The organism is [Clostridium] citroniae WAL-17108, assembly GCF_000233455.1.
GTDB lineage: Bacteria > Bacillota > Clostridia > Lachnospirales > Lachnospiraceae > Enterocloster > Enterocloster citroniae.
Window position 1 is genome coordinate 234,460 of record NZ_JH376425.1, and the last position, 24,687, is coordinate 259,146.

Consider the following 24,687-nt stretch of genomic DNA (forward strand, 5'->3'; position numbering starts at 1 on the left):
ATTATTAACCGGATTTCCTATTGACGCGAACACTGTGCCGCGCTGTATTCTTGGGCTTAAATGGTCTAAAATGTCTTCTCGCCTTCCAAGAATAAACGTATACATACCCGCAGATAATATTACCCCTCATCCCGATACTATACTGGGAAATTTGCAGAAATGGAAACAGAGAATAGCATGATTGATTTCAAACAATTGATGAACACAAGTGAATATGATTTCCTCCGGACAGAGAAAAGGCTGGGAAACAGGATCATCCTTCTGGGCCTGGGGGGAAGCTATGCATACGGAACGTGTAATGAGAACAGTGACATTGATTTTCGCGGGATTACCTTGAATATGCCTTCTGACCTGATCGGGCTTACGGAATTTGAACAGTATGAGGATGCCAATACGGACACGGTGATCTATTCATTTAACAAGATCGTGAGACTGCTGCTGGACTGCAATCCCAACACCTGTGAGATCCTTGGCCTGGATGAGGACCAGTACCTGATCAAATCAAAACTGGGCCAGGAACTGCTGGATCACAAGGGGATCTTTTTATCCAAACGGGCGGCCAAGTCCTTTGGGGGATATGCGGGAGCGCAGCTGAGACGGCTTCAGAACGCCATTGCCAGGGACTCCATGCCCCAGACCGAAAAGGAGCAGCACATCCTTCGGTCGGTGAGAAATGCCCTGGAGGATTTTGAAAGGCGGTATTCCAGCTTTGACAGGGGAAGTATCCGCCTGTACATTGACCGGTCTGAGAATCCGGAATTGGAGACTGAAATCTATATGGATGCGGACTACCGGCATATGCCTCTTCGGGATTATGAAAGTATGTGGGCGGCCATGCACAGCGTTGTGAAGGATTATGATAAGATCGGTAAACGCAACAGGAAAAAGGATGATAATCATCTGAATAAACATGCAATGCATTTGATCCGGTTATTTATGATGGCCGTAGATATATTGGAAAAAGGGGAGATTAATACCAACCGGAGGCATGATCTGGATCTGCTGATGAAGATACGCAGCGGAGGGTTCCGGAAAGAGGACGGGACATTTGACAGTGAATTTTACGATATCCTTGCCGATTTTGAGGAACGGCTTCAAACCGCCACCAGGGAAAGCGTGCTTCCGGATAATCCGGACATGGAAAAGGTGGGGGCATTTGTGGAATATGTAAACCGAAGATCCATAGAGGGGGATTATTGATGATGGATGATATTTTTAATACGATCCAGCAAAAGCTTGGGGAAATTGAGAAAAAGGAAAAAGTCAGGATTCTTCACGCAGTGGAGTCGGGAAGCCGCGCTTGGGGCTTTGCTTCCCCGGACAGTGATTATGATGTAAGGTTTATCTATGTGAGAAGCGGAGAAGATTACCTGAGACTGGATGAACCAAGGGATGTGATCGAATGGCAGTTGGACGAGGTGCTGGATATCAATGGATGGGATCTGAAAAAGGCTCTGAGACAATTCCATAGAGGGAATGCGACTTTGTTTGAGTGGAGCAATTCTCCTATCGTATACAGGACCACAAAAGAGTGGGGGCGGATCTATGAGGCGGCAGCCGGCTTCTTTTCCTCAAAGGCGGCCTCCCATCACTATTATGGGACGGCCAACAGTACATATGCCCAGTATCTGCAGGAGGAGAGGGTGAGTTATAAAAAGTATTTTTATGCCCTGAGGCCTCTTCTTGCAGGAAAATATATTGAGGAAACCCACTGTCCGCCGCCGGTGCTTTTTTCTGATCTGATGAAAATGGACATACCCCAGGAACTGAGGGAGGGTATAGAGGAACTTCTGGAGCTCAAGGGACGCATGGGAGAGGGCGAGAAGGGGACGCAAATGCCGGCCATTCAATGTTTTATTGAGGAGGAGCTGGCAAGGCAGAAATCCTATACGGATCATTTGCCTGAAGACAGGAAAAACGGATGGGATGAATTAAACCATGTTTTCATGGAAATTCTGGATTCAGGTTCCCGCTGTCCTGAACTGTTACTATAAAATAAAAATCAGAAAGTGCCTGCAACTTTAATCCTCATTTCTCCGTCTAAGATATGTAACCAATAGGAAGCTATCACAAAAAAGAAGGGATAAAGAAATGAGATTAAATATGACAAGAAGACACACGGTAATTATGCTATGCGCATTGGCAATGGCCACCACCGTGCCGGCCATACCGGCATTTGCGAATGGAAACATCCCTGTCAAAGGGCAGGCTATTGCAAAAGGCACAGCCTATGGGGCCAGATCCCAATCTTCTGATGAGAGTAAAATGAGGGACGCGGCAGCACATGTGCAGGAGGCATTTGATAAACAGGATCTGAATAAGCTGGCCGGGCTGTGTACGTATCCTTTGACGGTTTCCTATAAGAACGGAGATTTGGTGGAGATAAAAAATAAGCAGGGATTTCTGGCATTGGGCAGTGAGATAATATTTTCCAGGGCAATGAGAAATGCCGTTGCTTCCACCAATGTGGCGAAATTAGTCAGCGTAGGCAAGGCGGGGGCCCAGATGGGGGATGATTGCGGGCTGTCTTTGTATAAAGTGGGAGGAAAATGGAAGGCAGGCTACTTCTATCTGGATGCGGCAGGCAGTTCAGACCAGCAGGCTGTGGATATCAGCAGCCTTTCTGAGATGGCTGAGCAGATTCAGAAGACATTTTCTTATAAAAGCCTTGACACTCTTGCCATGATGTGTAATTATCCAATGGTAATGACCTATGCAAACGGTACCAGCCAGGAGATCCAGACACCGGACCAGTTAAAGGCCCTTGGGGAAGATAAAGTGTTTACGGATAAGTTGTCCAAAGCCATCGACAGGGTGGAGGTGTCTAAATTAAAAGAGGTAGGAAATGCCGGCGTGCAGATGGGCGGTGACAGCGGCCTGAATATGTATCGGTTTAATGGATATTGGAAGATCAACCAGATTTACCAGTAAAAGACGGCTTACCAGAAAAAGACAAAGAGATGTGTGGAACCGGAAGACTGCTGCAGCTTCCGGTTTGTCCTGTTTTACGGAACAGAAGGCATGGGAGCCGTATGGATTGGGCATGGCAGGGGCAGAATAAATTAGCTTGGAGTGTGACTGAAAAGGGACGGGTGTGGGCAAATGAACCAGCATTTTAATGTTTTAAAAGTAGTGAAAATAGCCGGCGGCAGCCTTCTTGCCATGTTGATCGCAGAGGGGCTTGGATTAAATTATGCTGCGTCAGCAGGGGTGATCACTCTTTTGAGCATACATGACACCAAACGTGAGACCATACGGCTGATGGCCAGGAGAATGTCTGCCTTTCTTCTGGCCCTGGCGCTGGCGCCCCTGTGCTTTGGGCTGTGCGGATACGGTCCGCTGGCCATAGGTGTGTTTCTTCTCCTGTTCACTCCTGCCTGTACCTGGCTTCAGATACAGGACGGAATATCGGTGAGCACGGTGCTTATGACACATTTCCTTGCAGAAGGCGCCATGGGAACTGCCAATGTGGTGAACGAGGTTCTGCTTTTAGTAATCGGCACCGGTGTGGGGGTTACCATGAATCTCTATATTCCGGGGAGAAGGGCGGCCATTCGGCGGAGACAGCAGATGATCGAGGAACAGTTTCGCTTTCTGCTGGCAGGGATGGCGGATGTTTTGGACGGAAAATCCAAACGCGGAGAGGAAGGACGCAGATCTTATGATGCATGTGTGGGGAGCTTGGAACAGATGCTGAGAGACGGCGAACAGGAGGCATACCGCCATATGGAGAACAGCCTGCTGGCAGATACAAGGTATTATCTGAGTTATATGGGACTGAGGAAAAATCAGCTGGCCGTGCTCAGAAGGATCCGGTCATATCTGGAGCGGGCAGATTCCTTCCCGGTGCAGGCTGAACGTCTGGCTGTTCTTGCCCGTGATATCAGCCGGTCGTTTCATGAGTATAACAATGCGTTAGGACTTCTGGAGAAAACGGAATGGGTGAAGCTGGAGATGAGACAGCAGCCCCTGCCCGCGACCAGGGAGGAATTTGAGGCCAGGGCTGTGCTGTTTCAGGTGCTGCTGGAACTGGAACGGTTCTTGGTGCTGAAGCGGGAATTTGTCCAGGGACTGAGCCGGGAGGATATCAGCGCGTTTTGGGAAAAGGCGTAGGCTGTCCCGGGAAATGTATGGGGTGCCGTGAAATGTACAGAGCCTGAGCAGACCATATAAAATGACACACAGATGTCATGTTTGATCTGATATACTATCCATACAATAAAGCAGATGAGAGAGGTGGATTTATGGTTTGGCATGAAGCGTATCCTGCAGACAGACAGCCTGATATGAAGGAAATAGATAGTTTTATCGGGAGCCCATACTGGAAATCCCTGTGCACTTATGTGGAGAGAAACTATCTTGTAACACCGCGCATTGAATTCAGCAGATGCACCATGCAGACGGGGTGGAATGTGAAATACAAAAAAAGTTCCCGGGCAATCTGCACCCTGTATCCTGAACAGGGGAAGTTTATCTGTATGATTTCCATCGGAGCAAAGGAAGCAACTGAAGCAGAGCTGGTATTAAAGGGATGCACTGCCTATCTCCGGCAATTGTATGAAAGATGTACCCCCTTCAACGGTGGGCGGTGGCTGATGATTGAGGTGACCAGTGAGGAGATCTTGGAGGATGTAAAGGAACTGATAGGTGTAAGGATGAAGACAAAGAGATAGAAGCGGGTAAGCCGGTGTATAAGGGCCGGTGTATAAGGGCTGCAGTTTGTGAATCACACATCACAGGCTGCGGCCCCTTTTTGCTTTCGTATTATCGAATCAGAAGATAAAAAGAACCATAACGAACAAATGTGGAAAGGAGATGGCAGAACGAATATATAAATAGTGCACATAAATATATGTACAAAAAGCTGAAAATAAAAAGAATTATACAAACCATTGACTTAAAAACAGGTTTGGTATAGAATAAAAGCACTAAAAACGAACTGATTAGAACTACATAAAGGAACAAAACAAACAATAATAAACAATAGGGGGTGTGGATGGATTCCATGTATGGAGGATCACTGTATCAATGATCCCTCCCGGTTATTTCAGGTTTAAAAAGAAAATGTCGGATGTGAGAGAAAACAGTATAAAGGAGGTAATGAGATGGCAGAAAGAAAAGTGAGTAAATTCGAGACCAGGATGGAACAGTTTGGCGCGTGGATTGAGAAGTATGTGGCGCCTCCCCTTGTGAAGTTCGGCAACCAAAGGCATATGGCTGCGATCAGGACCGCGTATATCAGAATCATCCCGTTTATCATCGTGGGTTCTGTTCCGCTGATCCTTACAAACCTGCCGATTCCCGGACTGGCAAACCTGTTTGCGCCCTATGCTGATAAGTTGAATGTCCTCTATTCCATGACCTTTAATTTTATCGGTCTGTGGCTGGCGATCAGTCTTGGTGCGGAGATGGCTAAAATGTATGGGTTGGACCAGAACATTGGAAGCATTGTGACGGTGGCATGTTCTCTTATTGTGGTGTCTCCCATTGATCTTTCCGCCAATACCATGGACTGTACCGGACTTTCGGTCAAGGGTATGTTTTCCATTATCATTGTCAGCGTGATCGTGGCGGAATTTATGAAATTTGCCCATGACAAGAACCTGACCATACGTATGCCCAAGGGCGTACCTGCCAACATAGCAACCAGTTTTGGCGCCCTGGTCCCCATGTCCATTCTGGCAACTTTTTTCTGGATCGCCAGGGTGGTACTGGGATTTGACCTGACCCAGTTCCTCAATATTATCATCAGTCCCCTGCTGGTGCTTCAGGATACATGGTTTGGCGTGCTGGTATGCGTTATTTTGCTTCAGCTTCTCTGGTTTGTGGGAATCCATGGAGGATCCTTTACTGTATGGGGGGTATGTTATCCCCTGCTGATCACCAATATTGCTGAGAATACAGCAGCATCCCTGATCGGCCAGCCTTTGCCTCATGTATTTACAGAGCCCTTTGTGTACACCTGGATCATGATCGGAGGCGTGGGCAGTACACTGCCCCTGTGCCTGATCTGGTGGAAGTCTAAGTCCGCGACCCTGAGGGAGGTGGCTCACCTCGCTTTGCCCTGCGGCATTTTTAATATCAATGAACCCATTATCTTCGGCGCTCCCATTGCATTTAACCCCATTATGTTTGTGCCTTTCATGCTGTCGGGGATCGTGGGATCCATGTTTGCGTATTTCCTCACAAGGCTGGGGATGATCACAGCAGCCTATGTGCCGACACCGTGGACCACGCCTCTTTTGATCAATCCATACCTGTCATCCGGAGGGGATGTGTGGTGTGTGGTTGCCCAGGTGGTGCTGCTGATCGTACTTTTTGTCATTTACTATCCATTTGCTAAGATCTGGGAGGCAAGGATGATCGAGGAGGAGAATTCATAGAAATAGGCTTATAGAAGCGGGATTATAGGAACCGGTTCACAGGAATGAAATAAAAAGGAGTGTGCGATAATGGCAAGAAAAGTTAAAATGATGGTTTTATGTGCGTCCGGCATGTCCAGCGGACTGGTGGTTGACAGTATCATCCGGCACGCGGGGGAATACGGTGTGGAGGCGGATGTGCATTGTTCGCCCAGCCTGCGTTACCGGGAATTGGATTACAATGGGCTGGATATTATATTGATCGCCCCTCAGGTTAAAAGCTCCACCGGAGATATCATGGAGTATGTAAAGAGCCTTGGGCTGGATATCCCCTATATGAATATCCCGATGCGTGAATATGGGCTGGTAAAGGGCGGGGCGATCCTGAAGGAGGCTCTGGATGTATTGGATCATTACCAAGAGTGACAGGGGAGGATGGAGTAAATGGCACTTTCATTGGAAGAATTAGCAGCCCATTGCATGGAGATGATCGGCTATACGGGGGAAGGGAGATCCCTGGTGTATGAGGCGGTGGAACTGATGGTGGCGGATGAGTATCAGGCGGCTCTGAAGAAAATAGAGGAAGCGGAGGATCATCTCTCAAAGGCCCATGAGATCCAGTTCCTGAAGCTTATGAGCGTCCAGGCAGGAGGGGAGGAGATCCCCTGTAATATGCTTCTGCTCCATGCCATGGACATTCTTATGACCAGCACGGCGGAAAAGGATATGATCAAGACCATTGTGAAGGCAAAGATCAGGAAAGGGGAAGGAGTCAAAGAATGAATGGATTTATAGAGGAAGTATGTACCCAGGGGATGCTTCTGAAACGCTACCTGAAGGAATACTGGCCCGTGGACCGGGAAGTTGTGGATGCGATTGCCGAATGCTTTAAGTCCAAGGCCATGAACCGTGTGATCCTTACCGGCATGGGAAGCTCCCTGTACGCCATAGATGCGGTCAGAAGCTATCTCACCGGACACGGAATCCCGGCCCTGGCATTCAGTTCCTTTGAACTGTCCAGATTTCAGTTTAACCAGATTGACAGCCGCTGCCTGGTGATCATCATTTCCCAGTCCGGAAAATCACCTGAGGTGGTGGAGATAGCAAAGAAGGCCGCTCAGATTACCACAGTGGTGGGTATCCACAATTATGAGGAGAGTCCTCTGAAAGAGGAATGCGGCTTTATGCTTCAGATCCATGCCGACAAAGAGTATTCCGTGACAAACAAGACATATGAGCTGACCATGCTGATCCTCAATCTGGTCGCCCGGAGGCTGACAGGCGAACTGGACCAGGGGTTCATGGAGGAGTGCCGGAAGACGGCGGACTGGGCATGCCGGTGGCTGGAAAACTGGGAGGAAAACACCAGACCCATGTTTGAGTTCGCCCAGGGCACGCTTCTGTACGACCTGCTTGCAAATGACGCATCATTGGCGACTGCGCGCCAGCTGTCCCTGGCTTACAGGGAGGGACTGCATAATTGTACAGCCGTGTGGGAATGCGCGGATTATGCCCACGGGCAGTATCACAGTTCCAAGCTGGGGGCAAAGTACCTGGCCCAGATGTTTTTTCCGGATTTTCTGGAAGGCACAAAGGAAATGAAAATGAAAGACTACATACTGGATCATGGGGGAAAAGTGATGCTTTATACATGTACTCCGATAAAACTCCAGGAGAACCTGATGGTGGTGCGGCTTCCCAGGGTGCAGGATTCGCTGATGCCTCTTGTGGAAAGCATTGCAGCTGAAACATTTCTGGGTATGCTGTATGGAGCGGATTGGGTAAAGGACCATTGATCCGGCCCCGCAGTTGCCGTGGCCAGGCCGGCATGTAAGCGTTTAGAAAGGAGGAGATCTGCATGATTATTGATGTATCAAATACACTGGGACGCCACCGGTTCAAACCGGAGATCAAAGCAGAGGAACTGTTAAAGGAGATGGACAAAAACCATATTGATATGGCGGTAATCCACTGTTATGGGGAGAGTATGGACAACGAATCCGTATACAGGGCGGTCACGGGCCATCCGGACCGGTTTATCGGCCTTTATACGGTAAATCCCTGGTCAACGGACAGCGCCGGGGAGCTTGAGGAGGCATTGAAGGAAAAAGGGTTTAAGGGGCTGTACATGGATCCGGTCCGCCACGGCTACATGCTGTGCGAGCGCGAGGTGTTCTATCCCCTGCTGGATGTGTGCAGGAAGCACCAGGCGCCTGTGTGGTGCTATGGGGCGGCGGAGGTATTTTCCAACCCTGTTTTCTTTGAACAGATCGCGGAGGATTATCCGGACGTCAACATTATCATGGGGCGGATGGGACTTCAGTACGACAATGCAAGCGCGGTCGTGGTGGGGAAACGCCATAAGAATGTATTCCTGGAAACGTCCTCCAGTATGGATTTTAATACTCTGAGAGCCATGAAAACAGCGGGGATCGACCAGGTGCTTTTGGGAACGGGCACGCCGGATGCGGGATTCTATGAGCTGGAACTGGTAAAGGTGAGAAAGGCGGCAGTCAATTTCCCGGATGGGGAGGAAAAGGTTTTGTGGAAAAATGCAGCCAGGATATTCCGCATAGGGGAGGTGGACTAGATGATCATTGACATGCTTGCACATATTGGCATAAAAAAAGGTGAGGATTACCATGTGGAATCCCTGATCCGGATCATGGACCAGTCCGGCGAGGACAAGTGCATGATCTGCTCCCAGCTGGAAACGGTGAACAACGAATACATATATGAGTCCGTACAGAAATTCCCGGACAGGACCTTTGGTTTTGCGGTCATTAACCCATGGGATATTGACGGTGAGGAGCAGCTGGAAAAATGTTTCCGTGATTATCATTTTTATGGATTGAAAATGAATGCCATACGCTTTGGATACTCAGCCGACCGCCACAGCTTGCTGGATCCATATTTTGAATTATGTTGTAAATACAACAAATGTGTGGTAGTTCACGGACAATCAGATATGTTCTCTATTCCGGACAAATGGGCCCAGATGGCAAAAAGTTTTCCGGATGTGCCTGTGGTGCTGTTTCATATGGGGGTTCCCTTAATGTATGAGAGGGCCATAGAATTGGCCGGGGAAATTCCGAATTTTTACCTCAGCACGGCAGGGGCGTATGTGCCTGTGATCCAGATGGCATATGACCGGCTGGGACCGGAAAAAATACTGTTTTCATCCGATGCCCCCTTCTGCGACCAGACACAGGAGATGGATAAGATCCGTTACGTGACAAAGAATGAGGAACATCTGGAAATGATGCTTGGAAGGAATGCGGCCAGGATCATGGGGATGGAATACAGATAGGAGCCTTGAGGGGAGGGAAAGATGAAGGGTACAAGTATCATGTGGGATTACATCAGGGAAGAACAGGCGGCGCTCAGCCGGATGCTGGATGACAAAGCACTGTTTGAGTGCGCCGGATCCCTTCCTCAGGTGGATGCAATCTATATTGTGGCCCATGGCAGTTCCTTTAACGGCGCTGTGGTGATGTCGGATTTTCTGTCCCGGTGCATGAATGCCAGGGTGTACGGCTATATGCCGGCCAATTTCATTCACAGCTGCCACTCCCTTTTGTGTGAGGACAGGAAACGATGTATGGTGGTGGCTATCAGCCAGACCGGTACCAGCAGAGGGCTTTTGGAGGCTGCTGTCCATGCAAGGGAACTGGGCTTTGCTGTGGTGGGGATCACCCAGGTAACTGATTCTCCTATCAGCCGTCTGGCGGACCGGTGTCTGTATCTGGGATGCGGCGGGGAGAACAGCAATGCCAAGACCAAGGGGTACAGCAGTACCCTTCTGGCCCTTATGATCATGGGCATCGGATATGGGCAGAAATACGGCAGTATGGACCAGGAAAGCTGCAGGAATATCCTGGAGGAACTGCGGCTGTGTGTAAAACGGCTGGATCGTACCATGGAACGGACCATGGATTGGTGCAGCCGATATGGGAAGGATTGGAAGATGCAGGACCTCTACGTGCTGGGAACAGGAATGAATTACGGCACGGCCATGGAGGGACAGCTTAAGCTGATGGAGACCATGTGTATTCCCACCATGTACAATGATCTGGAGGAGTTCTCCCATGGGATGCACCGCTCCATCGGAAGGGGATCCAGCGTCCTGCTGCTGTGCACGGATGGGATTTATAAAGAACTGGCCATGGGAACATTTTCCTACCTGCTGGGCATAACGGAAAAAGTGCTGATGCTCTATGCGGGCGATGAGGATATAAGATGTGAAGAAAGCCATGAGAAAGTGCTGAAGCTGGATCATTACCCCCTTACACAGTCGGTGCTTCCCATTACCATGGCTGTGCAGGTCCTTTCCGTATTTATGCCCGAGGCCCTGGGGCAGGATCCCAACAGGGCAGCCAATGACGGCTATACGGACTTTGTGCACACGAGGGTTACATAGATTGGTTTTCACCCCTGGACTGGAGAAAAGCGGTTGATAAGGACTTTTTCCTATGGTATATTGAAATCAGAGGGGAGGATTCAGGATGATACAAAAAAGACGCCTGGACACGATCATGGGCATTCTAAAGGAAGAGGGCATGGCGGATGTAAAGACCCTGAGCCAACGGCTTGAAGTCACGGAAAAGACGGTCAGGCTGGACCTTAAAGAGCTGGAGAATCAGAACCTTCTGGAGCGTGTCCATGGAGGGGCCGTGCTTAAGACCCAGGAACTGTCCCTGGGGTATAAGGATTCCTCCCGCAGGACATCACATCTGGAGCAGAAGCAGGTGATCGCAAGGCGGGCTCTGACATTGATAGAGGAAAATGACGTGATCCTTCTGGATGACGGAAGCACCACCCAGGAGGTGGCAAAGCTGTTGGGGGATTTTCGGGTAACCGTACTGACCAATGATCTTTTGATCGTGAATGAACTGATGTATAAACCCAATATCACCCTTTACATCATAGGCGGGCTGGTGCGCAGGGACAGTGATTCCTACATTGTCACGGGAGAGGATGCGATCCAGTTCCTTAAGAAGTACCGCGTCAGCAAATTGTTCCTGGGAACCAGTACCGTTGACGTGAAGGAAGGGCTGATGATTTTTAATTACGGGGACAATTTCACTAAGAGGGCATTTATCGATGCGGCGGACAGGGTGGTCTGCCTGGCGGACTCTTCTAAGTTTGACCGTACGGCATTTACCAAGGTGGCCAGGCTGAATGAGGTGGATACCTTTATCACGGACAGCGGGCTGAGCCAGGAGGTGATCAGGCGGTATGAGGGCCTGGGACGGGAGATTATTGTAGCGTAGAGCGTGTTTGGGATATTAAACCATAAGGCCCATTGAACAGATGAGAAATCGTGTATGACAGGGACAGCCCGGTAGGAACAAGTTCTTACCGGGTTCTTCTTATGAACTGCTTTTGCTGTCCCCAGGCTGTTTTTGTGGTATACTGATCCTATAATCCGCGCATAAAAAAGCAGCCCATGTACGGCATTGCGTGCAGGCGGTATGAAGACAGGAGGAAGCAATGAAACTAAGGCAATATCAGTCCAAGGACTGCGGCGGGATGTCAGAACTTTTTTATGACACCGTACATACAGTGAACCGCAGGGATTACACAGAGGAGCAGGTTTGTGCATGGGCAGACGGACATGTGGATCCGGATGTCTGGAACCGGTCTTTCCTGGAGCATTTTACAGTGATAGCGGAGGACAATGGAACGCTGGTGGGATTTGGGGACATGGCAAAGGACGGTTATCTGGACCGGCTGTACGTGCACAGGGATCATCAGGGAAAGGGGATCGGCAGGGCGCTGTGCGACTGTATGGAACAGTGGTACAGGGAGAAGGGCATGGCCGGGGACAGGGATGGTTCGCCCCATGAGGTCACGTCCGATACGGCCACGTCCCATAGGGTCACGACCCATGCGTCAATTACGGCCAGACCCTTTTTTGAACAGAGGGGTTACAGGGTAGTGAAGGAACAGCAGGTGGAGCGGAGAGGGCAGATGCTTACCAATTATGTGATGGTAAAGGATCTCTGAGTGATATGGGGCCGGAAGTGATGCGTTGTTATCCGTAAATATACAGAAGGAGTCAGTATGATCGAATTACCGGAAGCACTTACATATAAAAAGGATTTGGAGCAGTATGTGGTTGGGAGGACAATTGCCCGGGTATATCCGCCTTCCTCGCCCCATAAATTTTGCTGGTTTAACGGGGAACCGGAGCGCTATCATGAGCGTCTGGCAGGAAAACGTGTGGCGGGGGCAGATGCATTCGGCATTTATGGAGAACTCGAACTGGAGGATGACATGAGCCTGGCATTTAACGATGGCGTAAATGTAAGGCTGGTGGAACCGGGGGATAAAAGGCCGCCGAAATATCAGCTGATGGCAGAGTTCCTGGATGGGTCCGCTCTGGTGTTTTCTGTGGCAATGTATGGGGGGATCATTTGTCACGGCAAAGATTATGACAACGAATATTACGTCAGGAGCCGTGAAGGAATATCTCCCATGGACATCAGGTTCAATCTGGAGTATTTTGGAAATATGATGAGATCGGTAAAGCCTTCCGTCAGCGCCAAGGCATTTCTGGCCACGGAGCAGAGGATTCCGGGCCTGGGCAATGGGTGCCTTCAGGATATTCTGTTCAAAGCCAGGATGCATCCTAAAAGAAAGCTTGCCGCCTGGTCCGGCGAGGATGCCGCGCGGGTGTTTTCAGCCATAAAGGATGTGATGGCGGATATGACGGCAAAGGGCGGAAGGGATACGGAAAAGGATCTGCTGGGACATGCAGGCGGGTATAAGACAGTGATGTCCAAGAATACGTGGGACAAGGGATGCCCTGTTTGCGGGGGAAGAATTATAAAGGAATCTTATCTGGGAGGTGCAGTGTATTATTGCCCGGTGTGCCAGCCCCTTGACTAGCGTCCCGGAAGCATGATGGGGGTTGCGGGAAATGCGTTCCCGTGCTACAATATTTTTATTTAGAAATCGATTGCAGGATACAGCTGCAGGGTATAGGCAGGGGAAAGGGCAGAGGGCTATGACTATTTATGATATTGCCAGGATCGCCGGGGTTTCCGCCAGTACGGTATCCCGGGTGGTGAATAACAAACCGGGCATTAAGGAAGAAACAAGGAAGCAGATTCTGGCACTGCTGGAGCAGTATGATTACAGCCCCAATGAGACGGCAAGAGGGCTGGTGAATAAGGCCAGCCGTATGATCGGCATACTGATTGAGGATATCCGGTATGCTCATCATGTGGATATCGCCTACTATATTGAGGAGGAGATGGGAAAGCACGGCTACTGCAGCCTGATACTGAATACCGGCCTCACGGATGACAAAAAGGTGGAGGCCGTTAAGGTACTGGCGCAGAGGCGGGTGGACGGAGTCATACTGGTTGGCTCCACTTTTGAAACAGAAGCCGTGAAACGGGCCCTGGATGCTGGTCTTTCCGCCGTTCCGGTGATAATGACCAACGGATACCTGAACCTGCCCAATGTAAAGGGGGTCCTGGTGGATGAGCGGGAAGGCGTGGAGAACTGCGTGGAGCTGATGCGCGTGAAAGGGCATGAGAAGCTTGCCTTTGTGCGTCCCAGCCACACCAAGAGCAGTCTTTCCAAGGAGCAGGGATTTGTGCAGGGGATGGAGCGCCGCGGCTTTAAACGGGAGGAACTTTGGATTTATGAATGCCCTACCACGCTTGAGGACGGATATGCCATGATGGAGCGGATCCTAGAGGACCATCCTGATGTGGAAGGGGTTATTTTCGGGGAGGATCTGTCGGCGGTAAGCGCCATACGGGCTCTGGTGGACCGGAATATAAAGGTGCCGGAACAGGTTGCCGTGATTGGAGTGGATAATTCCAAATACTGTGATATCTGCTATCCCAAGCTTACCTCATTAAATAACCGGATGGTGGAAATGAGCCTGGAGGCTGCAAGGATATTGTTTGACAGTCTGGAGGGCAGGGAGAATCCCGATCGGATCATGCTGTTTTCACGGATTGTGGAAAGGGAAAGCACGTAAGGGCTGCGGGTATGTAATAAGGCCCGTAAGCGTGTAAGGCCCGTAAACGCATAGGAGCTGGTAGAAAGATCATATGGAAGGGATGTGTCCTGGGGTTATATTAACAGGACTGCATCCCTGCTTTTATATGTAAAACGATATAGATTGCAGAATGTGGAACAGATCAATAAACAGATCGGGCATTTTCTGGATAAAATGCACAATATTTGTTGAGTAAATACAGTAAATAAGACAATAAAAATAGACTTGAAAACACATACCAGTTGTGATATGATTTGTACATAAATAGCAATCGATTGCAAAGCATTTTTATTTTAAATAAACGATATGAATCTTCAACAAAACCGGAAAGAGGTAAACCATGATATTAGGACATATCAATGCCAGGGAAAGCGAGGCCGCCTATTCAAAACAGATACAAAGGGCCATTGCCTATTGCAGGGATACGGACGTATCCGGGATGGAGGAAGGCCGTTATCCTCAGGATGGGGATGATTTTATTGTATTGATCAATCAGCGCCGTACCGGAAGCCGGGAGGAAAAGCTCCCTGAAGTGCACCGGGAATATGCGGAACTGCAGTACATGGTCTCCGGCAGGGAATATATGGGATTTTATCCGGACAGGGGTGATAATGAGGTATTAAAGGACTGTCTGGAGGAAAAGGATACCTTGTATTATAAGGAGAATCCCGGTTCGGGCGAGGTGATGCTTCCCCTGGTGCCGGGCTCCTATGGAATATTTTTCCCTGAGGATGTACACCGCCCCTTTTGCCAGGTGGATGGGCCTGAGGATATAAAGAAGATCGTTATCAAGATAAGGATGAGCACGCTGTAGGATAAGCCGGGCTTTATGACGACAGGGTTTGTGGTGATCAAACACAGACTCTTTTCCTTCGATTATTTTGGCAATCGATTGCAACAACTGTAAATGATTGTAAAACTGCGAATATAATTAAACAGGAGGATATAAAGATGATGAGAATTCCCTATGAGACAATGGTAAGCGAGTTTGAGCGTGTACTTAAAAAGAAAGGATTCAAAGAGGACCGGGCCCGGGCAGCGGCAACTATTTTTGCCCAGAACAGCCTGGCCGGCGTGTACTCCCATGGATTGAACCGTTTTCCCAGGGTGGTGGAGTATCTGGAAAAGGGTGAGATCGATCCGGACATTGTGGCAGAGTGCGAATTAAAGCTGGGGGCATTTGAGCGCTGGAACGGACACAGGGGATTTGGCCCGTTAAATGCAAAGCTTGCAATGGACAGGGCCTGTGAACTGGCAAAGGAATACGGGATCGGCCTGGTAGCCCTTGGGAACAACAACCACTGGATGAGGGGCGGAAGCTATGGTTTTCAGGCAGCAGACCAGGGCTGCATAGGGATCTGCTGGTCCAATACATGCCCGAACATGCCGGCGTGGGGAGGCAAAGACAGAAAGATCGGAAATAACCCCATTATCTTTGCAGTGCCCAGAAGCAATGGACAGCATGTGGTCATTGACTGTGCGGTATCCCAGTTCTCCTATGGAAAGATCGAAGACTGCAAATTAAAGGGGATTGAACTTCCGGTTCCAGGCGGATATGATACAAAGGGAAAACTGACCACTGATCCGGCAGAGATTGAGAAGACCTGGAGGGTGCTTCCCATGGGTTATTGGAAGGGAAGCGGAATCTCCATCGCTCTGGACCTGATCGCCACTGTACTTACAAACGGCAATTCCGTGCAGACCATTGGAACCTTTGGGGACGAGGTGGGGCTGACCCAGGTCATGATCGCCATTGACCCTACAAAGGCCAACTCAGTGGAATTGACAGATGAGATCGTGGATCAGATCGTAGCAGATGTTAAGTCCTCCGAACCGGTGGAGGAGGGCAGGGACGTACTTTATCCCGGAGAGCCCGAGGCCCTGACCATCCAGGATAATCTGGCCAATGGTATTCCTGTGATCGAGGAGAAGTGGAATCAGGTATTGGCTATGTAAGGTGTGCTCTCGCAGTCTCCGAGCGTACACTAAGGACTGAAAGTGGAGCGGGATTGCCGCTGGGATAACAAGATGAGAAGATAGCATGGTTAGCATTTCAGGCCCGCCTGTTGGCGGGCTTTTTACGTTTCCCTCTTATAGGGACTCCTGATTTTTTAGTGGAGAGCAGTAGGAGCCATATAAATTTCACGTTCTATGTGCGGTATTTTCAATCGGTTTATTGACAGAATTCTATATTTAAGTTATGATTAACCTAATTCAACGAATTAACCAATAGGAGAGAGTACAATGGCGGGTAATGATTTAAAAGGAGTAAACCAGGACAGTATTCAGTCTATGAACCGTACACTAATCATAAAACTTCTAAGGGAACAGGGGGTCTGTTCCCGCGCTAACCTGGCAAAATTGTCCGGTCTTAAGAAGGCTACAGTTACATATATAGTCAATGATTTTATCAGCTGGGGATGTGTAAGGGAAGTTGGCCTTATGCAGGGGGATAAAGGCAGGAGATCCATAGGCATCACTCTGGCTGAGGACAGCTATTATGTAATAGGCATACGTTTGGCCAGGCGTAATTTTAAGATAGGATTATTCAGTATCAATGGCAGGCTAATCCATATGAAACAGCAGCAGATCGAGTCCGGACAGAGCCCGGACAGGACCATGGAATATATTATCAATAATATTCACGCTGTGGTGGACCAGGTTGAGCCGGATAAGATCCTTGCGATCGGTATGGCTATTCCGGGGCCGTTTATAAAACAGGAGGGAAAGATCGCCGTTCTTACAGAGACTGCAGGATGGGGGAATATGGCGTTTAAGGAAGAATTGGAAAAACATTTTTCATACCCGGTTTTTATGGAGCACGATGCCAATGCGGGAGCATATGCACAAATATGGTATGACAAAACCATTGATAAAAACAGTTCACTTATTTATGTCGCTATAGGACAGGGCGTGGGTGCCGGCATTGTCTATCATGGTGAGATCATAAAGGGAGAATTGGGCATTGCAGGGGAAATCGGGCATACTACCATTAATTATGATGGACCCAGATGTGAATGCGGTAACAGGGGATGTCTGGAGAAATACTGCTCCAGTATTGTCCTGGCAAGGAATATTGCAAGAAAACGGGGGAGAGGCGAACAGTATGATCTGGGTCAGATTGGAGAAATGATAGAGGTTGGGGATATGGCTGCCATGGATGAATTTCGGACAGAATGCCGTTATCTGGGGTACGGGCTGGTGAATGTGGTGAACAGTTTTAATCCCAGTGTGATCATTCTGGGAGATGAAATGAGCCACATAAATGATGATATTATGCTGGAGGAAGTGGACCATGTCCTGAAAGAACGGCTTTTGCCTGAAGTGTATTCAAATTTAAAAGTCAAGGTCAGCAAAGCAGTGAAGGATTCTGTTCTCCATGGGATCGGTGCGATCTGCATCAATGAAGTATTGGGAAATTTAGAGTTATATTTAGTTAAATGAATTTGCAGAATTAAATATGTATGGAAAGATTATGGATGAGAAAAGCCGGTAGCAGACAAAGTAATTAATTTATTTTGATCGGATACCGGCTTTTTGCATGAAAAAAAGTTGGTATCTTTATGTAATATACACAAAAAAAAGATTTAATAGTTAATTCAATTGACAGATATAGTGAACGGTAGTATTATGATATAGAGTTAAATCAATTAACTAATTCACGCAATGAATGAAAAAGGAGAGGGATTATGACAAAGTATTTGAGAAACATGGTAATTGGTGTGAGTCTGGTGGCTATGGCATTGACAGGATGCGGAAATGGGGCAAAGGCGGAGGCAACCACAGCAAAGCAGGAAGAAGTAAAAGCAGATACGACTGCAGCTGGAACAAGCGAAAAAGAGACAAGCACAGACCAGTCTGGATCACAGACAGAAAAGACAGCAGAGGGAACAGAGGAGGGAGAAAAGAAAACATATAAATTTGGGTTTACTGAATGGGCGGCCGGTTCATTTTTTGATGCATGCTATGATGGTGTAATGGAGGTTGTGAATGAAAAGGGCGGAGAAGTGATCAGAGTTGAGGGAAAGACAGACAGTAACTATCAGCTGGGGGTTATTGAGGACTTCATTGCTCAGGATGTGGATTGTGTTTTCTACAATCCGGTTGACGCAGAGGCGGCAGGTCCCGCACTTAAACTTTTACAGGAGGCAGGCATTCCGGTTGTGAATTTTGACCTTGCAGTGGCAGATCTGGATATGGTGACAGCCTTTGTGGCAACGGACCATTACTCGGCCGGAAAGGTTGCAGGGGAATCCATGATCAAGGATCATCCGGAAGGCGGAAAGATTGCTATCCTGGACAGGACAAACGATAATGCGGCTGCACAGCGGATCCAGGGTTTGTTAGATACAATTGAAGGAAAGGGATTTGAGGTGGCTGCCAGACTGGATGCCGGAGGAAAGCCGGAAACCGGATTGTCAACAACAGAGGATATCCTTCAGGCCAACAGTGATCTAGTGGCTATTTACTGCATCAATGATGAATGTGCCCAGGGAGCTTATTCTGCGGTTAAGGCGTCCGGTGAAAAAGTGGGTATCTACAGTGCCAATGGAGGACCGGAGTCAAAGGCAGCGATCAAAAAGGACGGGGCCGATGGCATCTGGAAAATGAGTGCGGCACAGTCGCCCTTTACCGTTGGAAAGGAAAGCGCTGAAATTGCATATAAGATTCTGGAAGGCGAGAACTATGAAAAGGAAACCCTGGTTCCCACATTTGCGATCGATGCGACTAATATTGATCAGTATGCTGGATCTGACTGGCAGTAAAATCCGCGGTTGATAAGACAGAGAGGAAGTAGTTATGGGCATTTTATTGGAAATGAAAAATATCAATAAAAGCTTTGGCAGCAATCTGGTGCTTCAGGATGTAAGTCTGGAACTCCACGAAGGTGAGGTGCTTGCATTATTAGGTGAAAATGGTGCCGGCAAATCTACTTTAATAAAAATATTAGGAGGCATTTACACCAAGGACTCCGGGGAAATATTCATTCAAGGTCAGGCGGCCGGTATAAATAGTGTGGATGAAGCTAGAAAATTCGGAATCAGTATCATTCATCAGGAACTGATGCTGGCCAAAGACCTGTCCATTGCAGAAAATATTTTTATGGGTAATGAACTGTGTGCAAAAGGAGGCTTTCTGTCCTTAAAGTCCCAGACCCAGGCTGCCCAGGAAAAACTGGGCCAGTATAATCTGGGGTTTGGTGCGGGCGAGATACTTGGGCATTTGACAATTGCCCAGCAGCAGATGGTAGAGATTGTCAGGGCGGTTTCCTTTGGGGCCAGGATCATTGTCATGGACGAACCTACGTCTTCCCTGTCTTCCCACGAGGTGGAGATCCTGTTTGATATGATACGCAGATTGCGGTCGGAAGGGGTTGGAATCATATATATATCCCATCGGCTGGATGAGCTTTATGAGATAACGGATCAGGTGGCGGTACTGCGTGACGGTACGAATGTGGGCACTGTAGTTACAAAGGAAACGGAACGTTCCCAGCTGGTGGCTATGATGGTGGGCCGTGAACTTTCCAGTTATTACATAAAGAATAATAAGGCTTCCGATCAGGTGGTCTTTAAGGCTCTACACCTTTCCGATGGGAAGGTTGTAAAGGATGTAAGCTTTGACCTTTGCCAGGGGGAAATCCTGGGATTGGCCGGCCTTGTTGGTGCTGGCAGAAGTGAAACCATGGAATGTATTTTCGGCTTGAGGAAAAAAACAGGCGGAACCATCTGGATGGACGGGAAACAGGTGGATTTTAATACAGCCGGAAAGGCCATGGAGGCTGGGATCGGTTTTGTTCCTGAGGACAGGAAGGGGGCAGGCCTGTTCCTTAAACAGGATGTTCAGTTTAATACCACCATCACAATTTTGGACCAGCTTTTCCACCGGCTAAAATATAATGGAAAAAAGGAAATCGGAATTGTTGATGGGATGATCCGAGATATCCAGATAAAGGTCACAGGGCGTAATCAGGTTGTAGGTAATCTCAGCGGTGGCAACCAGCAGAAGGTTTTGATTGGAAAGTGGCTTCTTTCCGCAAAGCGGATCTTGATTCTGGATGAACCTACAAGAGGAGTCGATGTTAAGACAAAGGCGGAGATCTATTCGCTGATCAATGATCTGGCAAAAAACGGACTGTCGATCATTATGGTATCCTCTGAATTGCCGGAATTGATTAATATGAGTGATCGCATTGTTACATTGTGCAGAGGATACAGTACCGGTGTTATTTCCAGAGAAGAGTTCAGCCAGGAACGGATAATGATGCTGGCCACAACAGAAGTAGGAACAGTTTAGGAGGCAGTCATGAAAAGCGCAGAGGTAAAAAGTATAAGAAGAGATTCTTCCAATGAAATGATACAAATGGTAAAGGGGAATTTGGGTATATTAATTGGTTTTGCCATCATGTGTATTGCCCTGACTGTGATTACGGATTCTTTTGCCACAACCAGGAACATCTTTAATGTGATGAGGCAGATTTCAGTCAATGTATTTTTGGCATGCGGTATGACCATGGTAATTCTGATAGGGGGAATTGACCTTTCTGTGGGGTCGATCATAGCAATATCAGGCTGTCTGAGTGCCGGGTTTATAACAAATAACGGGATACCATCCGCAGCAGCCATTATTCTGGCTATTGCCATCGGCACGGCAGTGGGGGCTGTTAATGGAGTGATCATATCCAACACAAAGATTCCTCCGTTTATTGTGACCTTGGCAATGATGAACATAGGACGTGGATTTGCACGTATCTATACCAAGGCCACCACTATACTGGTGGATGATGATCTGTTTATCTGGATCGGCAGCGGAAAAATATTTGGCAGTATACCAATACAGATCGTATTTATGATCATAGTAGTGGTGATAACGGCAATCATTCTGAACCGGACTAAATTCGGAAGAAACATATATGCGGTAGGGGATAACCGGCAGGCGGCTGAATACAGCGGTATCAATGCCAAGAGAATTACCTTTTGGATATTTACCCTGTCAGGACTGTTCGCGTCATGCGCCGGGGTCTTGAGCGCGGCCAGGACCTTTTCAGGGCAGTTCAGCGTAGGTGACGGCGCTGAAATGGATGCTATCTCAGCTGTTGTACTGGGAGGAACCAGCATGACAGGAGGAGTTGGGCGGATCAGCGGTACTATCATCGGGTGTCTGGTCATAGGCGTGCTGAACAATGGCATGAACTTATTAGGCATTGATTCATCCTGGCAATATGTTGTAAAAGGCCTTGTGGTTCTCCTGGCAGTCTATATTGATTACATAAAGAAAGAAAAGAGCAAGGGCTGATGCGTTGCAGAAAGGAATCACATGCAGACATTATTAGGTATTGACCTGGGAACATCCAGTATTAAGGCCATGCTTTTGGATACGGAAAGGGGAGTAATAGGAATTGAATCCCAAAAATATGATGTGGAAATTCCTGCAGCCAATTGTGCAGAACAAAACCCTGACCATTGGTGGAATGCGACCATAGAACTGTGTAGCCGTCTGAAGAAAAAGTATCAGGAGGCGTTTGGCCAGATCAGGGGAATAGGATTGTCCGGTCAGATGCATGGACTTGTAACTGTTGACAAACAGGGAAATATCCTGCGCCCGGCAATCATCTGGCTGGATCAGCGCTCCTGTGAAGAGGTGGAAGAAATAAATCAGGGCATGACGGAGGATGAAAAAAAGCAGATACTTCATAACCGTATTTATCCTGGTTTTGCATTTCCTTCCCTTCTGTGGATAAAAAAGCATGAGCCTGATCTGTATGGCCAGATTTCTAAGATCATGCAGCCAAAGGATTATATCAGGTATAAGCTGACCGGTTATATTGGCACTGATGTGAGTGATGCGTCTGCTACGGCTATGTTTGACGTAGGGCAGAGGGAATGGGCCTGGGCGGTTATCAGACGGTTTGGAATTCCGGAACATATATTTGCAGACTGTCACGAATCAACGGAGATCGCAGGGATGGTGACTTCAGAAAGCGCCGTACTTTGTGGACTGCAGGAGGGGATTCCCGTTGTATTCGGCTGTGGGGATCAGATGGCCCAAAGCATTGGAAACGGAGTAATTGGTGAAGGCTGCATTGTTTCTAATATAGGGACCGGAGGACAGATTTCCACTTATGCAGATAAAGACATATATGATAGGCAGCTTCGGACTCACACGTTCTGTCATGCATTAAACCATGCATATACTGTGTTTGGCGCAACCCTTAGCTGCGGTTTATCATTAAAGTGGCTGACAAACCAGATATTGGAAATCGATGATTTTGAACAGTGTAATGAACTGGCATCCCAGATAGCTCCGGGAAGTGATGGAATCATATATCTTCCTTATCTGTCCGGAGAAAGGACTCCGATCATGAATGCCCATGCAAAAGGTGTCATATATGGATTTAAGCTGGAGCATGATAAGCGGCATATGATCAGGGCGGTAATGGAAGGAATTATATATAGCTTAAAGGATTCGCTTGATTTACTGGAAGACATGGGCATACGAAGCAATTTGGTAATAGCTTCGGGCGGAGGTTCTGTGAGCAATCTTCTGCTGCAAATGCAGGCTGATATCTTTGAAAAACAGATTAAGGTTTGTAACGTCAAGGAGCAGGCGTGTCTGGGAGCCTGTATGCTCGCGGGTATAGGTACAGGTGTGTTAAAGGATATAGAATCAGCCAGCAGGCGTTTTGTCACGTTCAGCAATACAATATATGAGCCTGATCCGGAAAACTGCCGGATATACAGGGAGAGTTTTAAACGTTATCATGAGTTATACAATAGCACAAAAATTATGATGTAGGATGAGGAGGAAATTATGAAGGTTTTCAGAAGATTGAGCAGCGGATTATCCTGTGGGGACTCTATTCCCTTTTATCATGATGGCACATACCACCTGTTCTTTTTATCCGTGCCTGCCAATACGGTGAGATATCCGGAACGTACCAGAAATACCTGGCAGCATGTGATTTCAAAGGATCTGGTGAATTGGGAAGAACTGCCCCCGGTTTTACTGCCGGGGGAGGAGCCGGCCATTGATGCGGACGGATGCTGGACCGGTTCTGTTCTATATGCGGATCATAAATATCATATTTTCTATACGGGTTATCATATCAACGCCCAGTTTCCGCAGACCATCTGCCATGCAACCAGTGATGATTCCATAACATGGGTCAAGGATGAGAAGAGTCCGTACATTGTGCCGGATACCCGATATTATGAAAGTATTGACTGGAGGGATCCGTATATTTTTTATAATGAAGATGACGGATGCTATTGGATGCTGATCGCGGCCAGAAAAAACAGCGGCCCGTCTAACAGGCGAGGGGTGGTTGTACTGTATACAACAAAAGATCTGGTACATTTTGAACACCGCGGACCTATATATGAGCCATATCACACCAACTGCCCGGAGTGTCCTGAGATGTACAAAATGGGTAATTACTGGTATCTGGTTTACTCCAGGTTTTCTGAAAGGGCTCAGACCCTGTACCGGGTTTCCAAATCCCCTTATGGGCCATGGAGAACGCCTAAATTTGACGGGATTGACGGACGCCGCTTTTATGCAGCCAAGTCTCTTGTGGATGACAATGGGAGACGGTTTTACTTTGCCTGGATCCATGAAAGAGAAAACGGAACAGACCAGGACCTGTGGCAGACCGGCGGAGACTTCGGTATTCCTCATGAAGTGATCCCCATGGAAGACGGAAACTTAAGGGTGGTTATGCCAAAGGAAGTGTGCAGGGCTTTTAAGGGCACTAAAATTCCTTATAAATTCATGCCAAAGCTTGGTAATATCAAGGAGTATGGTAATACGTCCCTGGAGGTAAATTCCGCAGGCACCTTATCCTATGGTTACTTTGATATTGATGAACCTGAATTTATGATGGAGTGCGTTATCAAGGCAACGGACCCGGCTGATTATTTTGGCCTGTCCATAAAGACGGATGAGGATCTGGACAATGGTTATCTGCTGGCATTTAATATTGCAAATCAGCAGGTATCCCTGAATAAACTGCCTGCACCTTTGGATCCCTTCTGGTCTACACTTTCCGGAAAGCCCATTATACCGCCGGAGGTGGATGGTCCCAGGGTTTGTGAAAAGCCGTTTCCATTTAAACCTGGAGATTATATTAATGTAAAAGTGGTTATGTGCAATGATCTGATCGAAATATTTGTGGGGGACACCATTGCATTCTCGTACAGGAGTTATACGGAAATGCCGTATAAGATTGGGGTTTTTGCACAGGACTGCAGCGTGGAATACCACAATCTGGCTTTTACAAAATAAATATTGATTTTATCACAT

The 24,687-nt window shown here is 48.0% G+C and carries 24 protein-coding genes; all 24 read left to right on the plus strand.

Annotation, left to right across the window (positions count from 1 at the left end; all coding sequences use genetic code 11):
• Positions 1 to 177: 177 nt before the first annotated feature.
• The 24 genes from HMPREF9469_RS19930 (at position 178) to HMPREF9469_RS20045 (ending at position 24,669) form a co-directional block, all read left to right on the plus strand.
• Positions 178 to 1,200, plus strand: coding sequence for a nucleotidyltransferase domain-containing protein (locus tag HMPREF9469_RS19930; RefSeq protein WP_007865839.1), 1,023 nt, complete (start codon positions 178 to 180; stop codon positions 1,198 to 1,200).
• Between the two features lie 2 nt (positions 1,201 to 1,202).
• Entirely contained in the window at positions 1,203 to 1,994 is a 792-nt protein-coding gene (locus tag HMPREF9469_RS19935) for a nucleotidyltransferase domain-containing protein (protein WP_007865842.1), read from the plus strand.
• A gap of 109 nt (positions 1,995 to 2,103) precedes the next feature.
• Complete coding sequence (locus HMPREF9469_RS19940; protein ID WP_227162486.1) at positions 2,104 to 2,931, plus strand: hypothetical protein; 828 nt, start codon at positions 2,104 to 2,106, stop codon at positions 2,929 to 2,931.
• A 171-nt stretch (positions 2,932 to 3,102) separates the two neighbouring features.
• On the plus strand, positions 3,103 to 4,113 hold the full coding sequence (locus HMPREF9469_RS19945; protein ID WP_007865847.1) for an aromatic acid exporter family protein: 1,011 nt from the start codon (positions 3,103 to 3,105) through the stop codon (positions 4,111 to 4,113).
• Between the two features lie 131 nt (positions 4,114 to 4,244).
• On the plus strand, positions 4,245 to 4,673 hold the full coding sequence (locus tag HMPREF9469_RS19950) for a DUF3788 domain-containing protein (protein WP_007865849.1): 429 nt from the start codon (positions 4,245 to 4,247) through the stop codon (positions 4,671 to 4,673).
• A gap of 432 nt (positions 4,674 to 5,105) precedes the next feature.
• The gene (locus tag HMPREF9469_RS19955) at positions 5,106 to 6,383 is read left to right on the plus strand and encodes a PTS sugar transporter subunit IIC (RefSeq protein WP_007865855.1); all 1,278 of its coding nucleotides are present in this window, start codon (positions 5,106 to 5,108) and stop codon (positions 6,381 to 6,383) included.
• Positions 6,384 to 6,452: 69 nt separating this feature from the next.
• Positions 6,453 to 6,788: a PTS sugar transporter subunit IIB gene (locus HMPREF9469_RS19960; RefSeq protein ID WP_007865859.1), complete on the plus strand. Its 336-nt coding sequence runs from the start codon at positions 6,453 to 6,455 to the stop codon at positions 6,786 to 6,788.
• Between the two features lie 18 nt (positions 6,789 to 6,806).
• A complete protein-coding gene (locus HMPREF9469_RS19965) occupies positions 6,807 to 7,145 on the plus strand; it encodes a PTS sugar transporter subunit IIA (protein ID WP_007865861.1) in 339 nt (112 codons plus the stop codon).
• Positions 7,142 to 8,158 (plus strand): SIS domain-containing protein, encoded by a 1,017-nt coding sequence (locus tag HMPREF9469_RS19970; protein WP_007865863.1) that lies wholly within the window; start codon positions 7,142 to 7,144, stop codon positions 8,156 to 8,158. Before HMPREF9469_RS19965 ends, HMPREF9469_RS19970 begins: the two co-directional genes overlap by 4 nt.
• A 62-nt stretch (positions 8,159 to 8,220) precedes the next feature.
• Positions 8,221 to 8,952, plus strand: a complete 732-nt coding sequence (locus HMPREF9469_RS19975) for an amidohydrolase family protein (protein ID WP_007865867.1) — start codon at positions 8,221 to 8,223, stop codon at positions 8,950 to 8,952.
• Positions 8,953 to 9,672 carry an amidohydrolase family protein gene (locus HMPREF9469_RS19980; protein WP_007865868.1) on the plus strand — a complete coding sequence of 240 codons (720 nt, stop codon included), beginning with the start codon at positions 8,953 to 8,955 and terminating at the stop codon, positions 9,670 to 9,672.
• Between the two features lie 21 nt (positions 9,673 to 9,693).
• A complete protein-coding gene (locus HMPREF9469_RS19985; RefSeq protein WP_007865871.1) occupies positions 9,694 to 10,782 on the plus strand; it encodes an SIS domain-containing protein in 1,089 nt (362 codons plus the stop codon).
• An 85-nt stretch (positions 10,783 to 10,867) separates the two neighbouring features.
• The gene (locus HMPREF9469_RS19990; protein WP_007865873.1) at positions 10,868 to 11,635 is read left to right on the plus strand and encodes a DeoR/GlpR family DNA-binding transcription regulator; all 768 of its coding nucleotides are present in this window, start codon (positions 10,868 to 10,870) and stop codon (positions 11,633 to 11,635) included.
• A gap of 220 nt (positions 11,636 to 11,855) precedes the next feature.
• Positions 11,856 to 12,371 (plus strand): GNAT family N-acetyltransferase, encoded by a 516-nt coding sequence (locus HMPREF9469_RS19995; protein ID WP_007865876.1) that lies wholly within the window; start codon positions 11,856 to 11,858, stop codon positions 12,369 to 12,371.
• Positions 12,372 to 12,428: 57 nt separating this feature from the next.
• Positions 12,429 to 13,256: a DNA-formamidopyrimidine glycosylase family protein gene (locus HMPREF9469_RS20000; RefSeq protein ID WP_007865880.1), complete on the plus strand. Its 828-nt coding sequence runs from the start codon at positions 12,429 to 12,431 to the stop codon at positions 13,254 to 13,256.
• 118 nt (positions 13,257 to 13,374) lie between these two features.
• Complete coding sequence (locus tag HMPREF9469_RS20005; protein ID WP_007865882.1) at positions 13,375 to 14,364, plus strand: LacI family DNA-binding transcriptional regulator; 990 nt, start codon at positions 13,375 to 13,377, stop codon at positions 14,362 to 14,364.
• Between the two features lie 361 nt (positions 14,365 to 14,725).
• On the plus strand, positions 14,726 to 15,199 hold the full coding sequence (locus tag HMPREF9469_RS20010) for a NanQ anomerase/TabA/YiaL family protein (RefSeq protein ID WP_007865884.1): 474 nt from the start codon (positions 14,726 to 14,728) through the stop codon (positions 15,197 to 15,199).
• 140 nt (positions 15,200 to 15,339) lie between these two features.
• Complete coding sequence (yiaK, locus tag HMPREF9469_RS20015) at positions 15,340 to 16,341, plus strand: 3-dehydro-L-gulonate 2-dehydrogenase (protein WP_040416971.1); 1,002 nt, start codon at positions 15,340 to 15,342, stop codon at positions 16,339 to 16,341.
• Positions 16,342 to 16,629: 288 nt separating this feature from the next.
• The gene (locus tag HMPREF9469_RS20020) at positions 16,630 to 17,829 is read left to right on the plus strand and encodes an ROK family protein (RefSeq protein WP_007865887.1); all 1,200 of its coding nucleotides are present in this window, start codon (positions 16,630 to 16,632) and stop codon (positions 17,827 to 17,829) included.
• 245 nt (positions 17,830 to 18,074) lie between these two features.
• On the plus strand, positions 18,075 to 19,151 hold the full coding sequence (locus HMPREF9469_RS20025; protein WP_007865889.1) for a substrate-binding domain-containing protein: 1,077 nt from the start codon (positions 18,075 to 18,077) through the stop codon (positions 19,149 to 19,151).
• 34 nt (positions 19,152 to 19,185) lie between these two features.
• Positions 19,186 to 20,682, plus strand: a complete 1,497-nt coding sequence (locus HMPREF9469_RS20030) for a sugar ABC transporter ATP-binding protein (protein ID WP_007865891.1) — start codon at positions 19,186 to 19,188, stop codon at positions 20,680 to 20,682.
• A gap of 9 nt (positions 20,683 to 20,691) precedes the next feature.
• A complete protein-coding gene (locus tag HMPREF9469_RS20035; RefSeq protein ID WP_007865894.1) occupies positions 20,692 to 21,681 on the plus strand; it encodes an ABC transporter permease in 990 nt (329 codons plus the stop codon).
• 21 nt (positions 21,682 to 21,702) lie between these two features.
• A complete protein-coding gene (xylB, locus tag HMPREF9469_RS20040; RefSeq protein WP_007865896.1) occupies positions 21,703 to 23,181 on the plus strand; it encodes a xylulokinase in 1,479 nt (492 codons plus the stop codon).
• A gap of 15 nt (positions 23,182 to 23,196) precedes the next feature.
• Positions 23,197 to 24,669, plus strand: coding sequence for a family 43 glycosylhydrolase (locus tag HMPREF9469_RS20045; RefSeq protein ID WP_007865899.1), 1,473 nt, complete (start codon positions 23,197 to 23,199; stop codon positions 24,667 to 24,669).
• Positions 24,670 to 24,687: the final 18 nt, after the last annotated feature.